This is a genomic window from Vibrio glycogenivorans, assembly GCF_051660965.1.
Classification (GTDB): domain Bacteria; phylum Pseudomonadota; class Gammaproteobacteria; order Enterobacterales; family Vibrionaceae; genus Vibrio.
In genome coordinates this window covers 444,172-467,445 of the sequence record NZ_JBPVIS010000002.1, presented here as the reverse complement: position 1 = coordinate 467,445, position 23,274 = coordinate 444,172, and the positions used below count along the sequence as shown (strand labels likewise).

Annotated in this window: 16 protein-coding genes; 10 read left to right on the top strand and 6 right to left on the bottom strand. The window is 47.0% G+C overall.

Translation table 11 applies throughout. The annotated features are described in order from the left end of the window. Nucleotides 1-265 precede the first annotated feature (265 nt). Entirely contained in the window at nucleotides 266-1,906 is a 1,641-nt protein-coding gene (locus tag ACSTTG_RS06820; protein ID WP_438474224.1) for an RCC1 domain-containing protein, read from the top strand. A gap of 331 nt (nucleotides 1,907-2,237) precedes the next feature. Continuing rightward, a complete protein-coding gene (locus ACSTTG_RS06815; protein WP_438474223.1) occupies nucleotides 2,238-3,860 on the top strand; it encodes an RCC1 domain-containing protein in 1,623 nt (540 codons plus the stop codon). 2 nt (nucleotides 3,861-3,862) lie between these two features. Here ACSTTG_RS06815 and ACSTTG_RS06810 read toward each other — a convergent pair whose 3' ends face one another. Next, the gene (locus ACSTTG_RS06810; protein ID WP_438474222.1) at nucleotides 3,863-4,372 is read right to left on the bottom strand and encodes a hypothetical protein; all 510 of its coding nucleotides are present in this window, start codon (nucleotides 4,370-4,372) and stop codon (nucleotides 3,863-3,865) included. A 740-nt stretch (nucleotides 4,373-5,112) separates the two neighbouring features. Between ACSTTG_RS06810 and ACSTTG_RS06805 the strand changes: the two genes are divergently transcribed. After that, a complete protein-coding gene (locus tag ACSTTG_RS06805) occupies nucleotides 5,113-6,612 on the top strand; it encodes a hypothetical protein (protein ID WP_438474221.1) in 1,500 nt (499 codons plus the stop codon). A gap of 58 nt (nucleotides 6,613-6,670) precedes the next feature. Here ACSTTG_RS06805 and ACSTTG_RS06800 read toward each other — a convergent pair whose 3' ends face one another. From ACSTTG_RS06800 to xylB, 3 genes are all read right to left on the bottom strand, one after another. Next, nucleotides 6,671-8,665 carry a substrate-binding domain-containing protein gene (locus ACSTTG_RS06800; protein ID WP_438474220.1) on the bottom strand — a complete coding sequence of 665 codons (1,995 nt, stop codon included), beginning with the start codon at nucleotides 8,663-8,665 and terminating at the stop codon, nucleotides 6,671-6,673. Continuing rightward, a complete protein-coding gene (locus ACSTTG_RS06795; RefSeq protein WP_438474219.1) occupies nucleotides 8,662-10,188 on the bottom strand; it encodes a sugar ABC transporter ATP-binding protein in 1,527 nt (508 codons plus the stop codon). The genes ACSTTG_RS06800 and ACSTTG_RS06795 overlap by 4 nt, the downstream gene beginning before the upstream one ends. Before the next feature lie 278 nt (nucleotides 10,189-10,466). Continuing rightward, nucleotides 10,467-11,945, bottom strand: a complete 1,479-nt coding sequence (xylB, locus tag ACSTTG_RS06790) for a xylulokinase (protein ID WP_438474218.1) — start codon at nucleotides 11,943-11,945, stop codon at nucleotides 10,467-10,469. Between the two features lie 173 nt (nucleotides 11,946-12,118). Between xylB and ACSTTG_RS06785 the strand changes: the two genes are divergently transcribed. The 7 genes from ACSTTG_RS06785 to ACSTTG_RS06755 all read left to right on the top strand — a co-directional run bounded on the left by ACSTTG_RS06785 (nucleotide 12,119) and on the right by ACSTTG_RS06755 (nucleotide 19,101). Beyond that, on the top strand, nucleotides 12,119-13,159 hold the full coding sequence (locus ACSTTG_RS06785) for an alcohol dehydrogenase catalytic domain-containing protein (RefSeq protein ID WP_438474217.1): 1,041 nt from the start codon (nucleotides 12,119-12,121) through the stop codon (nucleotides 13,157-13,159). Nucleotides 13,160-13,163: 4 nt separating this feature from the next. Then, nucleotides 13,164-14,018, top strand: coding sequence for a tagatose-bisphosphate aldolase subunit GatY (gatY, locus tag ACSTTG_RS06780; RefSeq protein ID WP_438474216.1), 855 nt, complete (start codon nucleotides 13,164-13,166; stop codon nucleotides 14,016-14,018). Between the two features lie 10 nt (nucleotides 14,019-14,028). After that, entirely contained in the window at nucleotides 14,029-14,451 is a 423-nt protein-coding gene (gene fucU, locus ACSTTG_RS06775; protein ID WP_438474215.1) for an L-fucose mutarotase, read from the top strand. Between the two features lie 93 nt (nucleotides 14,452-14,544). After that, nucleotides 14,545-15,570: an aldo/keto reductase gene (locus ACSTTG_RS06770; RefSeq protein WP_438474214.1), complete on the top strand. Its 1,026-nt coding sequence runs from the start codon at nucleotides 14,545-14,547 to the stop codon at nucleotides 15,568-15,570. A 102-nt stretch (nucleotides 15,571-15,672) separates the two neighbouring features. Continuing rightward, on the top strand, nucleotides 15,673-16,449 hold the full coding sequence (locus ACSTTG_RS06765; protein ID WP_438458015.1) for a DeoR/GlpR family DNA-binding transcription regulator: 777 nt from the start codon (nucleotides 15,673-15,675) through the stop codon (nucleotides 16,447-16,449). 390 nt (nucleotides 16,450-16,839) lie between these two features. Then, a complete protein-coding gene (gatZ, locus tag ACSTTG_RS06760; protein ID WP_438474213.1) occupies nucleotides 16,840-18,105 on the top strand; it encodes a tagatose-bisphosphate aldolase subunit GatZ in 1,266 nt (421 codons plus the stop codon). A 201-nt stretch (nucleotides 18,106-18,306) separates the two neighbouring features. After that, nucleotides 18,307-19,101 carry a glycine betaine ABC transporter substrate-binding protein gene (locus ACSTTG_RS06755; RefSeq protein WP_438474212.1) on the top strand — a complete coding sequence of 265 codons (795 nt, stop codon included), beginning with the start codon at nucleotides 18,307-18,309 and terminating at the stop codon, nucleotides 19,099-19,101. 153 nt (nucleotides 19,102-19,254) lie between these two features. Here the strand turns inward: ACSTTG_RS06755 and ACSTTG_RS06750 are convergent, their stop codons facing one another. Beyond that, the gene (locus tag ACSTTG_RS06750; protein WP_438474211.1) at nucleotides 19,255-21,063 is read right to left on the bottom strand and encodes a methyl-accepting chemotaxis protein; all 1,809 of its coding nucleotides are present in this window, start codon (nucleotides 21,061-21,063) and stop codon (nucleotides 19,255-19,257) included. A 554-nt stretch (nucleotides 21,064-21,617) separates the two neighbouring features. Then, nucleotides 21,618-22,922: a carbohydrate porin gene (locus tag ACSTTG_RS06745; RefSeq protein WP_438474210.1), complete on the bottom strand. Its 1,305-nt coding sequence runs from the start codon at nucleotides 22,920-22,922 to the stop codon at nucleotides 21,618-21,620. Nucleotides 22,923-23,274: the final 352 nt, after the last annotated feature.

Sequence of the window (23,274 nt, the reverse complement as noted above, 5' to 3'; positions counted from 1 at the left end):
CAGCCATTGCGGATGTCATAACAGTCCCTATTGTCAAACGTCAACCCTTGCCTGTCATCTTCTTTTGTTGGTGCTATATTCACCCATCGTGTGTTATTAACTCCAGATTAAATAACGATATTTATCCATATCCGCAGTACATTAGGCTTAATCACCCCGTTAAGTTTGAAATGCTATTCGTTTAAGTTCAATGAGATCCTAGTCGTTTGAATTCCGTGAAATTGCAGCCGATGGTTGGGCTGTAACTGACTCACAGGATTTAACAATGAAATTAAAATTGGTCACATTGGCTACCACTGCGCTTTTAGCCGGTTGTAATTCGTCAAATGACGACACACCACCAGTCGCGCCACAAATTACCGCGATTGCCATAGAAGGCGAGTATAAGGTCAATGGCACCTTGGATGGCTACGTCGCATGCCAAGATTGTAGCGATATAGACTACCAGTGGTTTATCGAGGATGAGCTGCTATCAACGGATGAGCACTACACGCTAAACCAAGAGGATTACGGTAAAGTGATTCGTTTAAAAGCGACGGGTCATAATGATGGACTTGCTGATAGCGCCTACGTGGAAAATACCCCGTTGATGGTTAGCGCTGTTTATCCTGCAAACTCTGCTTTTGCGGCAGTCAAAACTAATGGCAGTGTCGTCTCATGGGGAGACGACGGTGAAGGGGGTGACAGCAGTAGTGTCGCTGACCAGCTTGAAGGAGATGTGGTCGAGGTGTTTTCTAACGATTATGCCTTTGCCGCGTTGAAATCCGACGGAAGCGTCGTTACTTGGGGGAGAGATGGTAGTGGTGGTGACAGCAGCAGCGTCGCTGACCAGCTTGAAGGGGAGGTGGTCAAGGTATTTTCCACTCCTTCTGGTGCCTTTGCCGCGCTGAAGTCCGGCGGCAGCCTCGTGACATGGGGGTCTAGTTCGTGGGGAGGTGACAGCAGTAAAGTCGCTGACCAGCTTGAACGCGATGTGGTTGAGGTGTTTTCTACCCGATATGCCTTTGCTGCGCTGAAATCCGACGGCAGTGTCGTCACATGGGGATGGAGCGGATATGGGGGTAGCAGCAGCAGCGTCGCTGACCAGCTTAAAGAGGGTGTGGTCGAAGTGTTTTCCGCGTCTTCTGGGGCTTTTGCTGCGCTGAAATCCGACGGCCGTGTTGTTACATGGGGGCAGAAGGATAGTGGTGGTGACAGCAGCAGCGTCGCTGATCAGCTTGAAGAGGATGTAGTCGCTGTATTTTCTAACGATTTCGCCTTTGCAGCGTTGAAATCCGACGGCAGTCTCGTCACATGGGGGAGCATTACTGGTGGTGGTGACAGTAGCAGCGTCGCAGATCAACTTAAAGCTGATGTGGTCAAGGTGTTTTCCACCAGTACTGCCTTTGCTGCGCTGAAATCCGATGGTAGTCTTGTTGCATGGGGAGTTAGCACTAGTGGTGGTGACAGCAGCAACGTCGCTGATCAGCTTGAAGAAGATGTAGTTGCTGTGTTTTCCAACGATTTCGCCTTTGCCGCGTTGAAATCCGACGGTAGCCTCGTCACATGGGGAAGAGATAATTTGGGCGGTGACAGCAGCAGTGTCGCTGACCAGCTTGAAGGAGATGTGGTCGAGGTATTTTCCACTCAAACTGCTTTGGCCGCGCAAAAGTCCGACGGTAGCCTCGTCACATGGGGAAGTAGCGCTTCTGGTGGTGACAGCAACAGCGTCGCTGACCAACTTCAAGGCGGGGTGGTCGCGGTATTTTCTACTCAGTATGCCTTTGCCGCACTGAAATCCGACGGCAGTATCGTCACATGGGGAAGTAGCGGTTATGGTGGTGATAGCAGCAGCGTCGCTGACCAGTTAACCCCGATTTTGGAAGAAACCTACAACAGTATTAAAGACGAAGAAATAGAAGAGTAACCTTACCAAGTCTCAGCTGTACGGTTTGCAAAGACAGTATAGTTGAGGCCATCTTCTTTGCTTTGTCAGTCACTTCCGATGAGATAACAGCCTCTCTTATTAAACGTCAAGCCTTACCCATTGCCTTCAGTTGTTAACACTATATTCACCCATCATGCGTTATTAACTCCAGAGTAAATTATGATATTTATCCATCTTCACAGTGCATTAGGCCCAATCAACCGGCTAAGTTTGAAATGTTAGTCATTTAAGTTCAATGAAATCCTAGTCGTTTGAATCCAGTGAAATAGCAGCCGATGGTTGGGCTGTAACTGACACACAGGATTTATCGATGAAATTGAAATTGGTCACGTTGACTATCACTGCGCTTTTAGCCGGTTGTAATTCGCCAGAAGAGTGCACACCACCAGTCGCACCACAAATTACCGCGATTGCCATCGAGGGCGAGTATAAGGTTAATGGTACTTTGGACGGCTACGTCGCCTGCCAAAATTGTAGCAACATAAACTACCAGTGGTTTATCGAGGATGAGTTGTTATCAACGGATGCTCAATACACGCTAAACCAAGATGATTACGGTAAAGTGATTCGCTTAAAAGCGACGGGTAATAATGATGGAATTAGCGATAGCGCCTACGTGGAAAATACCCCTTTGATGGTTAACACTGTTTATCCTGGACACACTGCTTTTGCGGCAGTCAAAACTAATGGCAGTGTCGTCTCATGGGGAGACGACGATAAGGGTGGTGACAGTAGCAGTGTCGCTGACCAGCTCGAAGGAGATGTGGTCGAGGTGTTTTCTAACCATTATGCCTTTGCCGCGTTGAAATCCGACGGCAGCGTGGTTACATGGGGAGATAGTTATCACGGTGGTAACAGCAACAGCGTTGCCGACCAGCTTGAAGGGGGAGTCGTCAAGGGGTTTTCCAATCAATATGCCTTGGCCGCGCTGAAACTCGACGGTAGCCTTGTTACATGGGGGCGTGGTCCTTTTGGTGGGGATAGTAGTAGCGTCGCTGATCAACTTGAGAGTGGCGTGGTCGAGGTATTTTCCGTAAATGAAGGCTTTGCTGCGCTGAAATCCGACGGTAGCGTCGTGGGATGGGGCTCTGGCAGTAGCGGCGATGTCGCTGATCAGCTTAAAGGGGATGTGGTCGAGGTATTTTCTACCAATTATGCCTTTGCGGCGTTGAAATCCGATGGCAGCCTCGTTACATGGGGAAGTCAAGTTAACGGTGGTGATAGCAGTGATGTTGCTGACCAGCTTCAAGGGGGAGTAGTCAAGGTGTTTTCTAACTATTATGCCTTTGCTGCGGTGAAATCCGACGGTAGCCTCGTCACATGGGGATCCAGCACTGCTGGTGGTGACAGCAGTAGCGTCGCTGACCAGCTCAAAGGGAATGTGGTCGAGGTCTTTTCTACCACAAGTGCTTTTGCCGCACGGAAAGCCGACGGTAGCCTCGTCACGTGGGGAAGTAGTACTAACGGTGGTAACAGCAGCAGCGTCGCTGACCAGCTTGAGGGGGATGTGGTCGAGGTATTTTCCACCGATAGTGCCTTTGCTGCGTTGAAATCCGACGGTAGTCTTGTCACATGGGGACGTGAAAATGCTGGTGGTGACAGCAGCAGCGTCGCTGACCAGCTTGAAGGGGGAGTGGCCAAGGTGTTTTCCACCTATGCTGCCTTTGCTGCGCTGAAAGCTGACGGCAGCCTAGTTTCATGGGGAATAGGTGATTATGGTGGTGACAGCAGCAGTGTCGCAGACCAGCTTGAGGGAGGTGTGGTCGAGGTATTTTCCACCCATAGAGCCTTTGCCGCGTTGAAATCTGACGGCAGTGTCGTCACATGGGGAGACGACGGTGAGGGGGGTGACAGCAGCAGTGTCGCTGACCAGTTAACCCCAGTCTGGGAAGAAACTTACAACAGTATCAAGGACGATGAAATAGAAGAGTGATCTTACCGAGTCTCAGCTGTATTGCTGGCAACGACAGTATGGTTGAAGCCGCCTTTAATGCCAAGAGTGGAGCCAGTCTGAGACTGTGGGTCTTTTCTAATACGACATGCCCTCACAGCGGATAACATTCGGTTGTTTGCGGTTCTGTGCTTTGCTTTATAAAAAACAGCCACTAACGCTCGGTTAGTGGCTGTCTCTTTCTTGGAGTCAATGGTATAGCTTGCTTGAAACAGGACCTGGTTACCATCACCGCTCCACCATGCCTTGAGGTTTGGCTCAAGCGCCCAGGGCTGCTCCATTTTTTCTACAGGAAAACCCTCGGTTATTATCCAGTGGCGAACTTGTGCTGGAAATAGGCCAATGTTAGCGCCGTAATATAAGATCTCAGGTGGCGTAAACGGTGAAAGGCTGTTTGAAGCTGTAAGTCGCTCTGAGGATGTTGCTGCCAACAAATGTGTTGAAAGTACGGTTAGCCATAGTGACCCCGCCAAAGTTGAGAGTTGAACACTCATGTTGTGACCTTCCAAGCTTGTCATTTTAACGCTCACGATGTGAATCGTGCCCCGACGCTCGAGTCCATTGAGCGCCGAATGAGACTATAGCGAAGGTCAATTGACATTTTTGTCTTATTGCTTGGAATCGTTAAATTGAGGACAGGACTTCAAGTGCGACCAAGTCACTTTTCGTTACGAGAGTATAACCTGCCGTGAGTGTGTGTTATTTGATTCGCCTTCTAAAGCGTTCTTTTAGGTAGGGTAAAAACATCCAGTCCAGAATTTAAAACATTGAAGGAAAGTCGACTAACCAAAAGTGACCCTCCTACTAGTATCACCACGATGTTGAAACTGACAGCACCTGTTTTGTGAAATGGATGTACAGATCCTTAAAAATCGTCAAAACCTTCATATTAACTGGCTAATTAGCTGTTTTAACTGCCAAAATAGGCACACTGATTTTTGATTTAATGATACTATTTTGTTCTGCTGAAACTTGCTACGAGAATGTAGCAAAGCACAGGAAAAGCTCTTTCACGATGGGAATGTATGTTCACTAGAAACTTGTAACACGTTGTCAGGGTGCTTTTGGGCTGTGTCATCTTTTTGGGTTTGCTAAAGATTGGGATAAAGTATCAATAATTACAATTGAAGTTGCTATTTATTGATTTATTTTGCTGCGATTTAATAGATGTAACAATAAATAATATAGAGATGGATGCTTAGCTAGCTCTACTTTTGCATTAAGAGGCTATAATATGAAGGATGTTTTTGATAAGTTAGGAAATGAAGATTTAGTATATATTTCTAGTCAGCTGGATAGCAATTTCTCGTTTTTTAATGATAAGAAGCGAAATGAGCTTATCGCAAAGAATGAGAGTAGAGAAGAGTCAATTGCTTTATTAGAAGAGCAAACTCTTTATTTTGCATCTTCAAATATTGCGAGTGTTTTCCGGAAAATGATAGGGAAAAGCGCTTACATTGAAACTGAAGAGATGATAGACGATATTATCAAAAAGTTTGGTTTTAATATTAATAAACACTTGAGCAAAGAAGATAAACTAAAACGACTTGTAAAAGAGCTTGTAAGAAAAGAGCTTGTTGACACCAAGCCAGAAGAGTTAGAAAAGACTTTAAATGCTGTAAATATAAACTACAATGATATCTCAGAAGTTATTCATCTAATTGAAAAAAATGACTCTGATATTATTGAGACTATGATTGAAGAGCTTGGTGAAGAGCTGGTTGTTAATCTTGTTTCCTCTATAGTTAAGAAAGCGATTGTGCTAATCGCAGGGCAGACTGCTATTCGTTTTTTTGCTTATCAGTTGGCTAAAAAGTTTCCAGGCCTGCAAATTTTAGGTCCTATTTTGTGGATAGCCACTGGCGCATGGTTTGTTTTTGATCTGCAAAATACCGCATATAGAAAGACAATTCCTATTTGTCTTTACTCTGGTATGAAGTTGATATCACAAGAAGTTCTAGAAGAGAAAGAGAGAAAGCAATTAGAAGAGGATCGCTACAATAGCTTTGAGAGCGAAGTTGCTCAAAGGATGGCCGCCGATAATTTGTTATTAAAGGAAAGGTATAATGAGCTGTTGAAACAGGAAACCTTATCCTTAATGAAGAAGAATGACAAGGAAACGGCTAAAAGAGTAGCAGCTAATAAGCAGTTGTTAAAGGAAAAATATACTGGAATTATAGAGAAAAAAACCTCATTAATAAAAGAGGAAAGTGAGGCTGAAATTGAAAGGCTAAACAATAAGTATGAAGAGCTTGTGATAAGGAATAAGCAACTAGAAAGTATGAGCATTAGAAAATATGACTTTAAAGTTGGAGAGGTTCGAGGTATTAGAGATATTTTCCCAAGAGCGGTTGGTATGAAGGCAAATAAGTTATTGATTCAAGACTCTTACATTCGTGGAAAGGAGTATGAAATGGATAATTTGTTAAGGCAGTTGCTAAATCTTAATACTATTGCAGAGAATGCGGAAATTGAATTTGTTTCTATGGTTAAGTTCAATGAAGTGCCTGGAGTACTTTTTAAAGAGATGAATCCAAGATTAGAAAGCATTTGCTCCAAGCACAATCTTAAATTTTCTACTTTGCAATTAAAGAGTAATAATGAAGTTCACAGTAGGTTATTTAAGTTTGAAAATAGTGAAATGGTTGTTGAGAACAATCCAGATCATAGCTTCTACAATCTCAATAAGAAAAAGTTTGCATTCAAAACTTTTGAGGAAATATCTTTCAAATAGAAAGAGACAGCCACCAAAGTTCTTTAGGTGGCTGTCTCTTTTTTAGGTTTACATAGTTTTAGTAAAGAACTGCTTTGGCCTTATCAGAATCAATGTTGTCGCTCGTCACGTAGACGACACCAGTATCAATGTAAGAAGCCACTTTTTTGCCCTTAAGGATCTCAGACACCGCTTCTACGCCCATGTTACCCATACCGTAAGAAGACTGAACCACAGCGCCATCAAGCACACCATCGCGGATAAACTGCTGGATATCTTGGTTACCGTCGAAGGCGACAGCGACCAGTTTACCCGTGTAGCCGCGCTGCTTGATGGCGCGCGCCATACCAACAGCGGTAGGTTCGTTCGAGCCGAAGATGCCAACCAAATCAGTGTTCGAAGCCAATACGTCAACGGTTTGGTTGAGTGCGGTGACCATATCTGCGTTTGAGTAGTAAGGACCAATGACCTCATAACCTGCCGCTTCGATGGTCTCTTTAAAGCCACCGTCGCGCTCCATAGCGCTGCCCGAGCCTGCGGTAAAGCTCATCATGGCCACTTTACCTTTTTTACCATCGAGTGATTTGATCATCTGCTCTGCGGCAAGTTTGCCTGCTGCGCGGTTATCGGTGGATAGGAAAGCTTGGTGGTATTTATCATCATCGTTGAGTGAAGAGTCAATCAGCGCAACCGGTACACCTTTTTCCCACGCTTTTTTCAGTGCAGGGACGAGAGCGTTCGGGTCGGTTGGCGCAACTACCAGACCTGCGACACCACGGTTAAGCGCGTTTTGGATCATATTAACTTGCTCATCAACCGCGGTCTCGGCAGCAGGGCCCTGGAAGGTGACCTTGTAATCGGGCAGCGTTTTAGACGCGTCGACTGCGCCGCCTTTAACGTTCTGCCAGAAGTTGGAGTTTTCTGTTTTAACCACCACAGCAATCTCCTTTTGTGCCGCTTGAGCATCAAAAGCCGCGCTCGAAAACGCAAAGACAAGACCCATCACAGCAACAGAAGCAATCTTATTCACTTTCATATCGTTCACATCCTTTTTGGTATTCGGGGTACGAGTTGTTTTTTTGACTTTCTTGGTTTGGTGCATTCGGTATTGATCGTAAGCAACAGTGGCGATGATCACGCCGCCGATGACAATTTGTTGCACAAAGAAGCTGACACCATTCATGTTTAGCCCGTTGCGCAGCACACCGATGATAAACGAGCCGATCACCGCGCCAGAGACGGTGCCAACGCCGCCCATCAGTGAGGTGCCGCCGACCACGGCGGAGGCGATGGCATCGAGCTCAGCTGCCACTGAGCCATTGGGCTGCGCCGTGACTAATCGGCTAGCGATGATCACGCCAGCAAGACCGGCGAGAAAACCTGATGCCACATACGCCGCAGTTTTGACTTTCTCAGTGTTGATGCCCGATAGGCGCGCGGCTTCTTCATTTGAGCCAATCGCATACAGGTAGCGGCCAAGGCGCATTTTGGTTAGCAGGAAGGAGAAGGCTGCAACAACGAGTAGCATGACAATCACAGGGTAGGGAATGCCAGCAAATTTGACGATTGGAAAGCCGTTATCGCCAATCTCTACCATGCGAAATAGCGCGCCGTTACCGAGGTAGGAGAAAGACTCAGGCATTCCAGAGACCGGGGCGGCATTGGTGATATACAGCGCGATACCACGCGCAATCATCATCATGCCCAAGGTAGCGATAAAGGGGGGCAGGCGCAGCTTAGATACACATAGACCATTAAACAGTCCGCACGCGGCACCCGTCATGACACCAATCAGCATGCCAAAGGGTACGGGTACGCCCGCGTTAACCGACATCGCAGCAGTGACACCTGCAAGCGCCATCACTGAGCCCAAGGATAAGTCTATCCCGCCGGTCAGGATGGTGAGCATCACGCCGATACCAATGATGGTGATGGTGGATGTCTGTAGCCCGACCGTCATCATATTATCCATGCTAAAGAAATACGGACTGGTGACTGAGAAGGCGATGATCAGCGCGAACAACCCGCCCAATGACGCCAGTTTTTGCAGGACTTCCTTGTGTTTGTCATTCATGACATTGCCTCCTCGTACTGTGGGTACATATTTTTCACTCCAGTCGCGTATTGCATAATTTCTTCTTGGTTGGTTTGTGTGGTGATAAGCTCTGCCGTCATCACACCCTCCTGCATGACAATGACGCGATCTGACATGCCCAGTACCTCTGGAAGCTCAGAAGAAATCATAATCACACCAATTCCTTGTGCAGCAAGCTCGTCTAAGAGCTCATAGATGGCATACTTAGCCCCAACATCGATGCCTCTTGTTGGCTCGTCAAAAATCATCACCTTGGCACCGCGGAATAGCCATTTGCCGATCACCACCTTTTGCTGGTTGCCACCAGAGAGGTTGCTGACCAACTGCTCGATAGTCGGGGTTTTTATCTCCATCTTGCGCACATAGGTTTCTGCGGCTTGTTGCTCAGATTGAGCGGAGATAACGCCAAGTTTGGAACTGACCTTGTCCATTGATGCCATAGTGGTGTTCTCACGGATCGACATCTTGACCGCGACACCATTGAGCTTGCGATCCTCAGATAAATACGCGACCCCAGCTTTGATTGCATCGGATGGGCTGCGGATCACTTGGCGCTCCCCGTGAATAAACAGCTCACCCTGGGTTAGTTTATCCGCGCCAAACAGCGCCCTTGCCAGCTCGGTACGTTTGGCTCCAACTAGTCCAGTGATGGCGAGAATTTCCCCTTTCCTCAAGTCGAAGTTGAGTGGCTGAAACACATCCTCGCGCGCCACGTTCATCACTGAAAAAATTAGGTCATCTTGAATCACGGCCTTTTTCTCAGGGAAGTGATTGTCAAGCGTTCTGCCTACCATGCGTGCGATGATGTCATCCATGGAGATATCGGCAAATTTGTGGTTAGACACGTATTGGCCATCGCGAAAGATGGTGATGTGGTCGCAGATGCGCCTTAGCTCATCCATGCGGTGAGAGATGTAGACGATCGCCACACCTTGGGCTTTCAGTTTGTTGACTAGCTTAAACAGAGCCTCGATCTCTTTATCGGTCAGTGCAGATGTTGGCTCATCCATAATGAGAATTTCGACATCAAAGCTTAGGGATTTGGCAATTTCCACCATCTGCTGTTTGGCCACAGACAGGGTGTTGACGATATCAGTGGGCTCGACATCAATATCGAACATCTCAAGCAGTTTTTTCGCCTCACGTCGCATGGTCCGATAATCGATCAGGCCGTGTTTTAAGGGCTCTCGAGCGAAGAAGATATTTTCCGCGACAGAAAGGTGAGGAATAAGGTTTAATTCCTGAAAGATCATTGAGATTCCGGCTTCTTGAGCCTCAAGCACCGAGTTAAACGCTATGTTGTTGCCTTTATATTGGATATGTCCTTCATCTGCAGGGTAAACGCCAATCAATACCTTCATCAGGGTCGATTTACCCGCACCGTTTTCACCCATCAAGGCATGGACTTCGCCCTTTCTAAGCTGAAACTGAACATCTTGCAGGGCCTGCACACCGGTAAAAGCTTTTGATATTCCACTCATGGTCAGAATTGGATTCGTCATAACCGTCCCTTGCTAATCGTTTGTGGCGATGAAAGTCAGTAAAGAAATGTTACACTCGAAAACTTTCGAAATATAACGAAGTCTTTCGATTTTAAGCTGTCGATCACATTATTGGGTGTTTTTTGTTCTGTTTGTGAACTTGCGCTAAAAGCGAAAAAAAGGGGCGAGGAGCGGGGACGGGCGATGCCCTTCGGGGAGCGAGGGGCATAGCGCGCTGAAATCAGAGGCGAGATTCGAGAAGCAAGAGACGAGATCTTTCGCGCGCGCTTTGATGGGGATTACCTGAATTGGGTCATGTGTTTGTCTACGGTTTGGTGGTAGTTAGTCGTGATTGAATCGTATTGTTGTACGTTGGTGGGAATGGGGGTTACGGAGTTGGACTGGTTGCTACTGATGTATTCTTGGCAGAGGGTGGTGAGATTGCAGGGGGAGAACTGGCTTTCGTGTGCCCACATGGCTTGGATGGCGGCGCCGGTGGCGGCGGCTTCGGTGCTGTTGGGGGTCCAGAGTGGGATGTTGAGGACGTCGGAGATTAATTGTCGCCAGACGCTGCTGTTGGCGCCGCCGCCGATGATGCAGGCGCGATCGAAGTTGACGCCGGCGTCTTTGAGGGTTCTTGCGCCGCGTTGTAAGTTAAAGGTGACGCCCTCGATGGTGGCTCTGAGTAGGTTAGCGGGGGAAAGGTTGTTGCTGGTGATCCCTAGCACGGCGCCCGTTGCATTGGGGACATTGGGTAGGCGTGCACCATCGAAGAAAGGCAGTGTGCTTAAGCCATTCGCACCGATTGGACTTGAGCTTAACATAGTATCGAACTCATGTAGGCTTGAGTTGGTTAAGCTCAAAATCTGGTTGTTGGCTGTGGTGACATTCATGGTGCTGGCTAAGGGAAGGTAGCCATTGGATGATGAGCAGAACGCATTAAGGTCAGGGTGGTGATAACTGTCAACTTGTTGATGGCAATGGGAAAATAGGGTGCCAGATGTGCCAAGGCTGATGGTCAGTTGCCCTTGGTCAACGTTACCGGTGCCAATCGCGGCCATCATGTTATCGCCGCCGCCGCTTGAGACAATCACTTGTTGCTTGAGGCCAAGTCGCTTTGCAGCCTGTGGCGTTAGTGTTCCGACAACCTCTTCTGAGGCGAGTACATCCGGGCGCTCAAACGTGTGAGCAATACCTAGCTCAGCTAGCAATGTTTCACTCAACGACTTCGAGCGAGTATCAAACCATCCCGTTCCGGAGGCATCACCCGGCTCAACGGCATAACGTCTGGTGAGTGACCAATTTAAAAACTCGTGAGGCAACATGATGCGGTGGATCCTGGCGAAGGTCTCAGGCTCGTACCGCTTGATCCACAATAGCTTGGCGATTGTAAAAGCGACCGGTATCTGAATACCAATATCATCGACGAAGTGACTGGCACGAGAGTCAGCAAACTCCTTCAGAGCTTGATGTGGGCGGGTATCACACCACAGCATGGCATCTCTGATCACCTGTTGTTGATGATCGATAACAACCAAACCATGTTGTTGACCGGATACGCCGATGCCTTTGACAGCATCTTTTAGTCGCTCTTGGCCTTTGAATGCTAAGTTGACCGATGTACACAGCGCGTCAAACCAGCTGTGGGGACTCTGCTCTCGCTGACCGATTTGAGCGGCTTGGGTTTTGTGTGGAGTAAACCCTTGTCCGATCACTCTTCCTTCATCCCAAACGATAGCCTTGGTGCCCTGTGTTCCGCAATCAATACCAATATACATGCCTTGCCCCTTCAATTGTTTACGATTTGTGATCTAAAGCAAACTTACAAGCAATAAAAAACGTAATGTGAAAGTTTCGATTGATGTTTTAATACCATTCTACGTAAAGTGATAAGTAAACGAAAGTTAATAATAAGTTTTTGAAATTAAATTTGGTTAACAAAGGTAATGTTATGCTCAGTATTACGGTTAAATCGAATAGGAAACTTGAAGTTGGGCAAAGTTCAGCACCCGCAGTTGATGCAGACTCGGTAATTGTGAAGGTGCACGTCTCGGGTCTTTGCGGCTCTGATCTGCCCAGAATTTTTCATCATGGCGCCCACTTTTATCCTATCGTGCTTGGGCATGAGTTCGCTGGTGAGGTAGTGGATGTTGGAGAACGAGTGACTAAGGTCAAGGTTGGCGACCGGGTTGCCTGCGCACCTTTAGTACCTTGCGGTAAGTGCCGCCACTGTCAAAATGGTTATTATAGCTTATGCCAGGACTACAGCTTTATTGGCTCGCGACAGCCGGGAGGCAATGCCGAATTGGTGAAGCTGCCTCAACAATGTTGTTTTGTGTTGGACCAAGAGGTTTCGCTCATTGAAGGGGCCTTCTTTGAGCCGTTGACCGTGAGTCTCCATCCGATCTTGATGGCCGGTGGTGTGGCGGGCAAAGAGGTGATCGTGGTTGGCGTTGGCACCATTGGCTTGCTTGCGATACAAGCCGCTAAAGCGCTAGGGGCATCATCGGTGACCGCGATAGATATTAGCCAGCAAAAGCTCGATAAGGCAGTTAGCCTCGGAGCTGATGCGGGCTTCAATGCCACCGATGAAAACCTTGCTCAAGCGATAAGCCAACACACTGACCAAGCCAAATCACAGTTGATCCTTGAGACAGCTGGCAGTCCAGCCTCAGTTCGGCAGTGCCTCAACATCGCCGCGCCGCGTGCCACTATTGCACTGATAGGCACCCTTCATCAAGACCTGACGCTTTCTCACCAAGAGTTTGGCCAGATCCTGCGCAAGGAAATCAACTTATTTGGCAGTTGGATGAACTATTCAGCTCCTTATCCCGGCGAAGAGTGGCAGATCGCTAAACAGCTGTTCGCCAACAACCAGATCGATACTGAATCACTACTTGATGGTGTTTACCCACCCCAGGCGTTCGTTGAGCGTGTCACCGCACTTGATGGCACCAGCCCCGAAGGCAAGATCCTGCTTAAATGGAGCTAGAAAAATGACTCTTATCCATACCAAATATTTACTTGAGCATGCGCAAAAGCACGGATACGCAGTGCCTGCGTTCAATATTCACAACCTAGAATCGGTCCACTGCGTGCTCGATACGGCAAAGGAGATGAGCTCTCCGGTTATTCTTGCTGGGACTCCCTCGACTTATCAATACGCGGGAACGCCAGAGCTGGTGGCACTGGTAGAGGCAGCCGCATTGGATAGAGGTATGCAGGTGGCACTGCATCTGGACCACCATACCTCGTTTGACGATATTGAGTATAAGGTCAAAGCCGGCATCCGTTCAGCGATGATAGACGGCTCACACTCGCCATTTGCGGACAATATTGCCTTAACCCGCCGCGTGGTTGAGTTTTGTCACCGCTTTGGTGCCAGCGTGGAAGCGGAGTTAGGACAGCTTGTGGGGCAGGAGGATGACTTGGTGGTTGAGTCGGTGGAAGAGCCTTATACCAATCCAAATCAAGCTGCTGAATTTGTTGAGCGCACTGGGGTAGACTCGCTCGCGATTGCGATAGGAACCGCGCATGGCTTGTATAAAAGCACGCCCAAATTGGACTTCGGACGCTTGGGTGATATCGCGCGCCGGGTCTCAGTGCCGTTAGTATTGCATGGCGCGTCAGGGGTGCCGGGTGAGGATGTGGTTCGCTGCGTTTCGCTGGGTATTTGTAAGGTTAACGTGGCAACTGAGCTTAAGATCGCTTACGCCGATACCTTAAAGCAAGTGTTTGCTGACGACCCAAGTGTCAATGATCCGCGGATTTACAATATTGAGGCTAAGAATGCGATGGCACAAGTGATCCGCAGCAAGATCGACCTGTGTGGAAGTGCTGGCCGAATATAAGGAGAAAAGCATGCTTAAGAACATTAATCTGATTATTGAACCGGAGCTCTTGTACACCCTAGCCAAGATGGGCCACGGCGATGAAATCGTGTTTTCGGATATTCATTTTCCGGCCTACTCGTGTGGTGACTATGTATTGCAGGCGAGAGGGTGTGAGGTGTCGGCCCTGGTTGAGGCGGTGATGCCGTTGATAGAACTGGACCAGTATGTGGTGGATAACGTCGTAATGATGCAAACCGTGGGAGATGATGTCCATCCCCCGGGTCTTATTGACGAGTACAGCGCAAAGTTGCCGCCGGGTAGCGAGATCTCATTCGTTGACCGATTTGCTTTCTATGAAAGAGCCAAGAGTGCAAAGTGTATAGTGGTAACCGGAACCACTCGAAAGTATGGCAACATCATTTTGAAGAAGGGTGTTACGCCATTAGCTTAAATTGTGATAGGCGTTGCTTGATGTGCTTTTAGGGCAAAAAAGACCAAAGTGACGTTTTTATTTAGCCGTTTCATTGAGCCTGGAGAAGAGAAAATGACCGTAGCATATTCCTATCAGCCAACTGTTGATATCAGCAAAGTACCCACCAAAACACTCTATACCGGACAAGTGATGCCAGCCGTAGGCTTAGGCACTTTTGGCTCTGATCGCTTTGGCCCAGAGCAGGTTTCGAGCGCCGTGTATGGTGGCATTAAGGCGGGCTATCGCTTTATTGATTGCGCCTCTATCTATGGCAATGAGGATCAGATTGGTCAGGTGATCACGCAAGCGATGGCGGATTTTGGCATCGAGCGTGAGGAGTTATTTATCAATTCCAAAGTGTGGAATGATCAGCACGATGATGTGATTAACGCCTGTAAAAAAACACTGCAAGATCTGCAGCTCGATTACCTCGACCTGTATTTGATCCATTGGCCATTCCCGAATTTTCACCCGATTGGCTGTGATGTTGACTCACGCAGCCCGGATGCAACACCTTATATTCACGAGAAGTTTATGGCGACTTGGCGCCAAATGGAGCAACTGGTCGACATGGGTCTGGTCAAGGCGATAGGCACGTCCAACATGACCATCGCCAAGATGGAGCTGCTATTGCGTGACGCCAAGATTAAACCGGCGGTCAACGAAATGGAGTGCCATCCGTTATTCCAGCAACAAGACCTTTATGACTACATGGTAAATAACAATATTGTCCCTGTTGGCTTTTGTCCTATTGGCTCTCCAACTCGCCCTGAGCGTGACATGACAGCCGATGACTTAGTGGATATCGAAAATCCGGTCATCGTTGCGGCTGCGGAGCGTCTGGGGGTACACCCGGCTATCGTGTGTATTAAATGGGCGGTACAGCGTGGTCATATTCCGATTCCTTTTTCAATCCACGAAGAGCAGTACACCTCTAACCTGAAGAGTGTGACTGAAAATCCTCTGACTGAAGAAGAAATGATCGCCATTGCCGCGATAGATGCCAATAATCGCCTGATCAAAGGCCAAGTGTTCTTATGGGAGGGCTCAAGCGGCTGGCAAGACCTGTGGGATTTGGATGGAGTGATCACCAAATAACCGCTGAGAAATAGAACAACACATTGCGGAAGCTTTCGAAACTGTGATAGATTTCGCAATGTTGTTGATATTTATCTTTCGAAGTTGGGATGAGAGGGAACTATGAATCCGCTTAAGCGTCGAGAAAAAATCCTAGAGTTGTTGCAAGCTGAGGGGCAAGTCGCGGTAAAAGACCTTTCTATCATGTTCGAAACCTCTGAAGTGACGCTTCGGGGAGATTTAAAGGCCCTTGAACAGCAGGGTAAGCTGAAGCGTTTCTTTGGTGGCGCTCAGTCCATTGAGTCACTGCCGCTCAGCGAGAGCGATGCTGAGGTACAAATTGATAACCGCTACAAGGTCAATCCAGACTCAAAAGAACGCATTGCGAGTGTCGCTGCAAGCCTGGTGCGTAAGGGTGACTCGATTATCATCGATAGCGGCAGCACCACACATTTGGTTGCAAAAGCTCTGGCTAAAGAGGGCGGGTATACAGTGATCACCAATAATTTGGTTGCAACCACCGAACTGGCTGAAGCGCAAGATACCACGCTAGTGATCGTAGGCGGGACGTACCGCGCGAAAACCAAGTCTTTGCATGGTTATCAAGCCGAGCAATGCCTTAAAGGCGTCCAAGCTGACGTACTGTTTGTGGGGGCTGATGGTATTGATGCGGATAAGGGCATCACGACGTTTAATGAGGGCTATGCGATTACCGGTATCATGGCAGCTTGTGTGCAGCGAGTGATCGCCGTGGTGGATTCGTCCAAGCTTGGGCGGATTGGCTTTAACAAGGTCCTTGATATCGGTCAGATTGATACCCTCGTCATTGATAAAGACATTCCCAAAGAAACCAAGCGACAATTTGAAGACAAGGGACTAGAGGTGATTGTCGTAGCGTAGTACGCGCAGCGAGTAAACTAGACTATCTCTTTCCGTCGTTCGTTTCTTTTGCTAGCCCACCTGCAGTTTTACGCTCTCTATCCCCTAGAGGGCGCTTTCGACTAGTTGATTTCATTATAACTATTACCATTCAGCATCATTTCTAATGAGCGTCTGTTAAGACGTAACACTCATCAGCCTGCGACTGGCGAGTGCAGATCATTATTGTTGTGAGATTGCGCATTTCCCCAATTTCCATCTCTATCGTAATTCGTTTTGTTACGTATATTTTCTTTTGTTTATCCATTCGTAATTATTCGAAGACTTTCGGTGGTTTTTGTTGTATGGTTTTTGTATTGGATCGCAAAGTCTTTACCTGATGTGGTGGGGACTCACACTGGAGGCAAAGGAATGAAACAGTTTGTTGAACAGCACAAGTGGGCGAATCAGAAGTTGGGGATCTACTCAGTATGCTCTGCCCATCCCTTAGTGATTGAAGCGGTAATGAGGTATGAACTAGACACCGATAAACAGGTGTTAATTGAAGCGACGTCCAATCAAGTCAACCAATTTGGTGGCTACACTGGGATGAAGCCAGCTGATTTTGTTCGTTATGTAAAAACGATAGCTGAGAATATCGGCTTTCCTTTGCAACGGTTGATATTTGGCGGCGATCATTTAGGTCCAAACTGTTGGCAAGATGAGCCAGCTGAGCAGGCGATGGCCAAATCCCTTGAGCTGATCCGCGCCTATGTAGAAGCAGGATTCACTAAAATCCATTTGGATGCCTCCATGTCTTGTGCTGATGATGTCAGCCCTTTGCCGCCGATGATCATTGCCAAACGTTCGGCGGCAATGTGTCAGGTAGCTGAGCAGTATGCCGAGGATGAGGTGAAAGCGCAGCTTACTTATGTGATAGGCACCGAGGTCCCCGTACCGGGCGGGGAGAGTTGCGAGATAAACACAGTGCACGTCAGTAAGCTTGAGGATATTCAGGTCACCATCGATACTCACACCACCGCTTTTGAGGCGATGGGTATCGGTGATGCGCTAGATAAAGTGATCGCGATTGTGGTGCAGCCTGGGGTTGAGTTTGACCACAGCCAAGTGATCCGGTTTGATAAGGCAAAGGCGCAGGAAATCTCAACATTTATTGAGCAGACTCCTTGGGTGTATGAGGCGCACTCGACCGACTACCAGACTCAGGCACATCTAAGAGAGCTGGTGGAAAGCCACTTTGCCATTCTCAAGGTGGGCCCAGCGCTAACCTTTGCTCATCGTGAAGCCCTGTTTGCCCTGGCTGAGATGGAAGAGGAAATCGTACCCGCTGAGGAGGCCAGTCAGTTCAAGAAGGTGGTCGATCAGGTGTTGTTGGATGAGCCGAAATACTGGAAGTCTTACTACGGCAATAAGCACTCATCAATCGTAAATAACCTGCATTACAGTTTTTCTGACCGGATTCGTTACTATTGGACGGAGCCGCGTATTCAACACGCGCTGGACGTAATGCTCGCCAACCTTAAAAAGCATCCGATTCCATTGTCGATGCTCAGCCAGTTTATGCCTAATCAGTACCAAAGGGTGAGTGAGGGGCTGATTGAGCCTAACCCTAAAGCCTTGGTGATAGATAAGATCCAAGAGGTGGTAGAGGCTTATTCTCGAGCTTGTTGTGGTTAAAGAATTGACTAATATGGACGATAATCGGGCAATGCGATGAATTGCGTTGTCCTTGTTATTGATACGGCTTGGTGGTGGCGGCTGTCTCTTTGTTATCAAAATTGATTTGAGATTAAATCAATTGTCCCACTGTGTTTGATTAGCGATTACTGCACTATTCTGGGGGTGTTTTCTCCCTAGTTAACTTTAAGGAAGCACAAAATGGCACAGACAATCACACTCGGCGTTACCGACTTATCTTTCCATCGCACTACCGCATCGCTAGTGGCCAATGTCTTAACCGATATGGGCTTTATGGTGAAAAGGGTGTTCTCCCCCCATCAGGAGAACTTTGCTAAGCTAAAGTCTGGTGAAATCGACATGCTATCGTCGGCCTGGTTACCGTCGAGTCACGGTGTTTATAAAGCGGATGTTGAGGAAGTGGTGCCGCTGATTGAGTTGGGCTTGCACTATGAGCCTTATGCGCTTTGGGGCGTGCCAGATTACGTGCCGCAAGAGAGTATCGCCAGCGTAGCCGACTTAACCAAGCCCGATGTAGTCGCCCGGATGAACAGCAAAATTCAGGGCATTAACCCGGGTGCAGGGATCACGCGTTTTTCTATCCAAATGATGAAAGACTATGGATTGAGCGACGCAGGTTATGAGTTTTTTACTGGTAGTGAGGACGACTGTTTTAGCGCGTTTGAGAGTGCAGCTACCAATCACGAGTGGGTGATCGTGCCGTTATGGAAGCCGCAGTTTCTTCACCATGCTTATAAGATCCGCGAATTAGAGGACCCGAAAGGGCTACTCGGTATCGTTGATCGTGCCGTTTTGTTGTTGAGAGACGACAAAAAATCCCTGTTTAACTCGCAGCAAATAGAGCGGCTGGATGCGCTGCGTTTTTCAAATGAGATTATTGCCGAGCTCGATTATCAAATATGTCGTGAGGGCGCGGATCAAGACCAAGTAACCAAGGCGTGGTTGGTTAAAAATGATTTACTTGGTGGGCAGTGATGTCCCGAAGGCTCGAATCGCGCGTGGTTTGAGCCTTGAGCCTTACGAGCTTAGAAAAAAGGTTGCCGTTGAACAGCGTCTCTTTATTGATATAGCGGATACATTTCACTCCACTGACCACAAAACCCAGACAATGAATCCTGTTTAAACCGATCAGAGGGTGAATTTTTCAACACTATGCAGATTTTTCCATGCTAGGTTTTTCAAGTCCTCACAGTGCTGTTTGGATGTCTGGCTTAGCTCCGTTATCTCCAAGGCTCCTTGATTGATACAGTGAATATTGTCGAGTAAAGTGCGACTGGCGATGCTTTGCTCTTCTGCAGCGCAGCTGACTTGGCTGCTCATATCATGGATCAAATTGATTTCGTTAAGCAGAGTGTCATAGGTCTTGCAGACTTCTTGTGCGCCGCTGGTGTTCTCTTTGACAGTCTTAACACATTCTTGTACTTGGTCCACGACCTGAAGGATCCCATGATTAAATTGCTCTATGGTGGATTCAATACTGTTGGTTGACCCTCTAGTTTGCTCGGCGAGCAAGCGTACTTCATTAGCCACGACTACGAAGCCTTTACCATGTACACCAGCGCGGGCAGCTTCAATTGCAGCGTTGAGTGCAAGTAAATTAGTTTGGTCTGATATACCACGGATAACCTGTAAAATTGAAGTGACGTTCTTGTTTTGCTCCAACAACACCTCGATTTTGCTATTACAGTCTATCAGCTTACGCTCTAATGCAGCGATTGAATTGATATTGTCTCTCGATAACTTTTGACATTCATGACCACTTTGGGTGGTGTTAAGCACAATATCTTGGGTCTTAGCGGCCATGTTGGCAACCTCATCGATGGTACTGGTCATTTGCTCCATTGAAGTGGTCATATCAATGACATTGTGTGCTTGCGCATCACTGATCCGCAGCATCGTTGTTGCCTGGTCAATGAGCGCTTGGGTTTTGTTGCTCACGTTATTGGCGCTACCGTGCATAGCGGAGACAGTTTGCTGTAGTGCTTTTTGCACCAGATTGGTTTGCTTACCCAATTGTCCAAACTCATCAGCGGACTCCTTGAGTTGTGCGCCAGTGAGGTTGTTTTGTGATATTAAAGCTAACGCTGATAGAAGGGAGTGTATGGAGCGTTTAATTTTGAGTGTTATATGAGTACTAAAAAACGCTGCAACAGCCAAGCTAATAGTGAATAAAACTAAGATGTGATTTGATGCGCGCGAGGCAGCTTGTAGGGATAACCGATTAGAATCGCGGATTGAATCAACCACAATTGCTTCAATATCTAGAATGACCGTTCTCAAATAGGCGTGGCTCTCAGAAAAGTAGCTTAGTTGTTGGTAAACAAAATCTTGGTATTCGAGTTTAGCGATATGTTGTAAAAGTACCCCACCTTCGTCCTCAACAGCGAAATAAACGGGTTGCAATAGGTGATCGAGTCTCTTACCTAGATCTTGTTCCCGCTCTTCGAGTTGCTGGACTTTGCGTTGCAAAAACCGAATATGTCGGTCTAAATTAGACTTTATTATCCATGCTTCATCAGTAGTATTTTGCAGCAGTATACGATGGATCAGTCGGTCCGCTGACTCAGTGTGAAATTGAAGAAACTCAATATCACGTGCTTTTAAGTGCCGTTCAGTTTCGTAACGTGAGAGCTCTGTATGGATTTGCTGTGATTGCTGTTCATATTCAAGAGCACTTGTGTGAGCTTTTATAGCAGCAGCAGCGCTGTGATCTTTTGCGGTGACAAGTGCAGAGGTTTTGGGGATAAATTCACCCAGCATGGCAGAAAACTGCATTTCGTGCTCATTGCTGAGAAGCCCAAGGATATGAGACAGCTCTTGTTTTTTGAGCATTAGGTTAAGTAAATCAACACTGGCCTGTATCTCTTGCTTAGTGACATTCGTTTGCGTGTCCGACGAGATAAGCGTATCTCGTAAAGAGTTGCTGGGTGTATACATTAGCGCCAAATTGGAACTAGTAAAAATAGTATTACTCAGGCTGTAAAAAAACCGCAATGGGTTGACGGTCGCGGCTTCAGAACCTTCTAGTTCCTCAATTAGGTAGTTTGAGTTGTTAAATGCAGTGACCGAGACTAATGTGATTAGCGTTAAAAATAATAAAAATGTAAAGATGATTTGCTTGATTATAGAGTTCATAGATTTATCAGAAGCCTTATGGGGTACTTATAAGCTGAACAACTGTCAAAGGCGAAAAACCACTTGAGCAAAATATGTGAGTAAAACCAATCCCGATATGGTGCGATTTAAAATTGGATGAATGATTATAATTGCGACGATAATGTCGTTAGGTGTTAATAATTACCTGGATAAAAAATAAACGCTTACCTCTAATTAAAAATGACGGTTTCTAATGATAAAAATAGGTTTAAAAAATTACAGCTAATACTACTTGCTAAAAACAAGGTGGAAAAAAGGCCTCAATGGACGAGGCCAAACTTCCACCCAAACCGGGGGTAGGTATTTCAGGACTTAAAAATGTTTAGTTGCGATGATTACCACCACATATCAATTTGTGCACCGACGATGATATCACTATCTTTCTCGGGGTTACCACCAGACACGCCTGTTGGGCCACTAATGTAGGTAGCTAGTAGACGAACCTCAGGTGCAGGGCCAAAGCCGGTATCGACTGTCCAAGTTGGTGCAATTGTTGCCTTGAAGGTGGCATCATCGGTTATCGAATTATCGGAGTAGCCAAATTCAGAGGCAATCGCGAAATTATCAACCGAAGGCATAGTGTAGACAGGGCGAACCATCGCATACCAGTAAGAGTATTCCTTTTCATCATCACGAGCGGCATTGGCACCATCGTAGTCGTTAAATTCATATCCTACTGCTGGGAAGAACAACCAGTCGCCAACAAACAGGCCACCATAAGCTTGGAGGCGAACAGTGAGATCATTGTCTTTGACCTTAGTCATTTCCCCTTGATTGTTGCCACTGAACTCGTAACTCCCTGGACTAAATGCATTGTAGTTAGTAAAGGTGCGACCAAGCATGCTACCAGAGCCTAAGCCCTTACCCGTCTGCCAAGCGAGAGTAGAGAAACCGTCGCCAAGGCCAAAGAAGCTTTTAGGACTGAAGGAAATGTTGGATTCAGCACCGGTTGTCGCGTAATCATCACCATTCACATTGTCTGCCATGTATTTTGATAACAGTTCAAAGCGCCAACGACCATAGTCAGCTCGCAGGTGGAACGCATGCAGCATCTCGTTGAGTGTCGCATCTTCATTGGTGGTTTCTGATTGATTACTTGCGATATATGCCAAGTCCCACTGACCGTTTGCCATTTCATAATTTTGTACACCTAGCCCCGTGCCAGAGTAATCCGTGTAGAAAAAATCGGTCATAAAAATATAATTATCTCGCCCATAGTAACGCTGGCCACCCCATAATGTGCCAGTTGAGGTAACACCATCGAACTCAACAAATGCCTCGATCAATCCCGTCGCTTTGCCATCAATATTAGCAAAGCTGTTACTGCCATTGCCGTTGGGATTATCTTGTCCCAGGCGAGCATTAATGCGAACACTTTTATTACTTTCTGACCAGTCCCAGCGATTCATGAAGGCGAGCTCCCAAAAGTCATCAGCTTCAAGACCCAATCGACCTAGCGTTTCCTTTTGCCCGGCGTATGGCACCTGAGTAAAGTCGTTACTGGCACTAGAAAAGGCCCCAGCTCTTGCATAACCGTGGAACTCAAAATCGGTTGTAGCTTCTTGTGCCAAAACCGCAGGGGATGAGATTACAGCAAGGCCCACTGTTGCTAAGGCTTTAGTAATTGCGGAAATTTTCATTATTAATACTCCATTTCACTTTTTATTTGATTATCGGGATCAGAAAACGAGTTAGTTTCAATAACTTCAATATAAAGCGCTTGGTTAACGGTTTTGAGTGATGTAAATCACGCGAGGTTTGATAATAAAGTGATAATTATCACTGATGTGAATTTACATAAAGCACTATATGAAATTAGGTAACTTTTATTACATCGATGCATTTGTTTAGCGTGTAATTATGACAATGTTTTGTATTATTTTCACACAAAGTGCGCAGTAAATAGGTAGATCATTTACAATATTTCATATGACGCTTTCGATTTTTCGTGCCTGTGAATGAGCTGTTATGGGCGTCACATTTATCCACTTG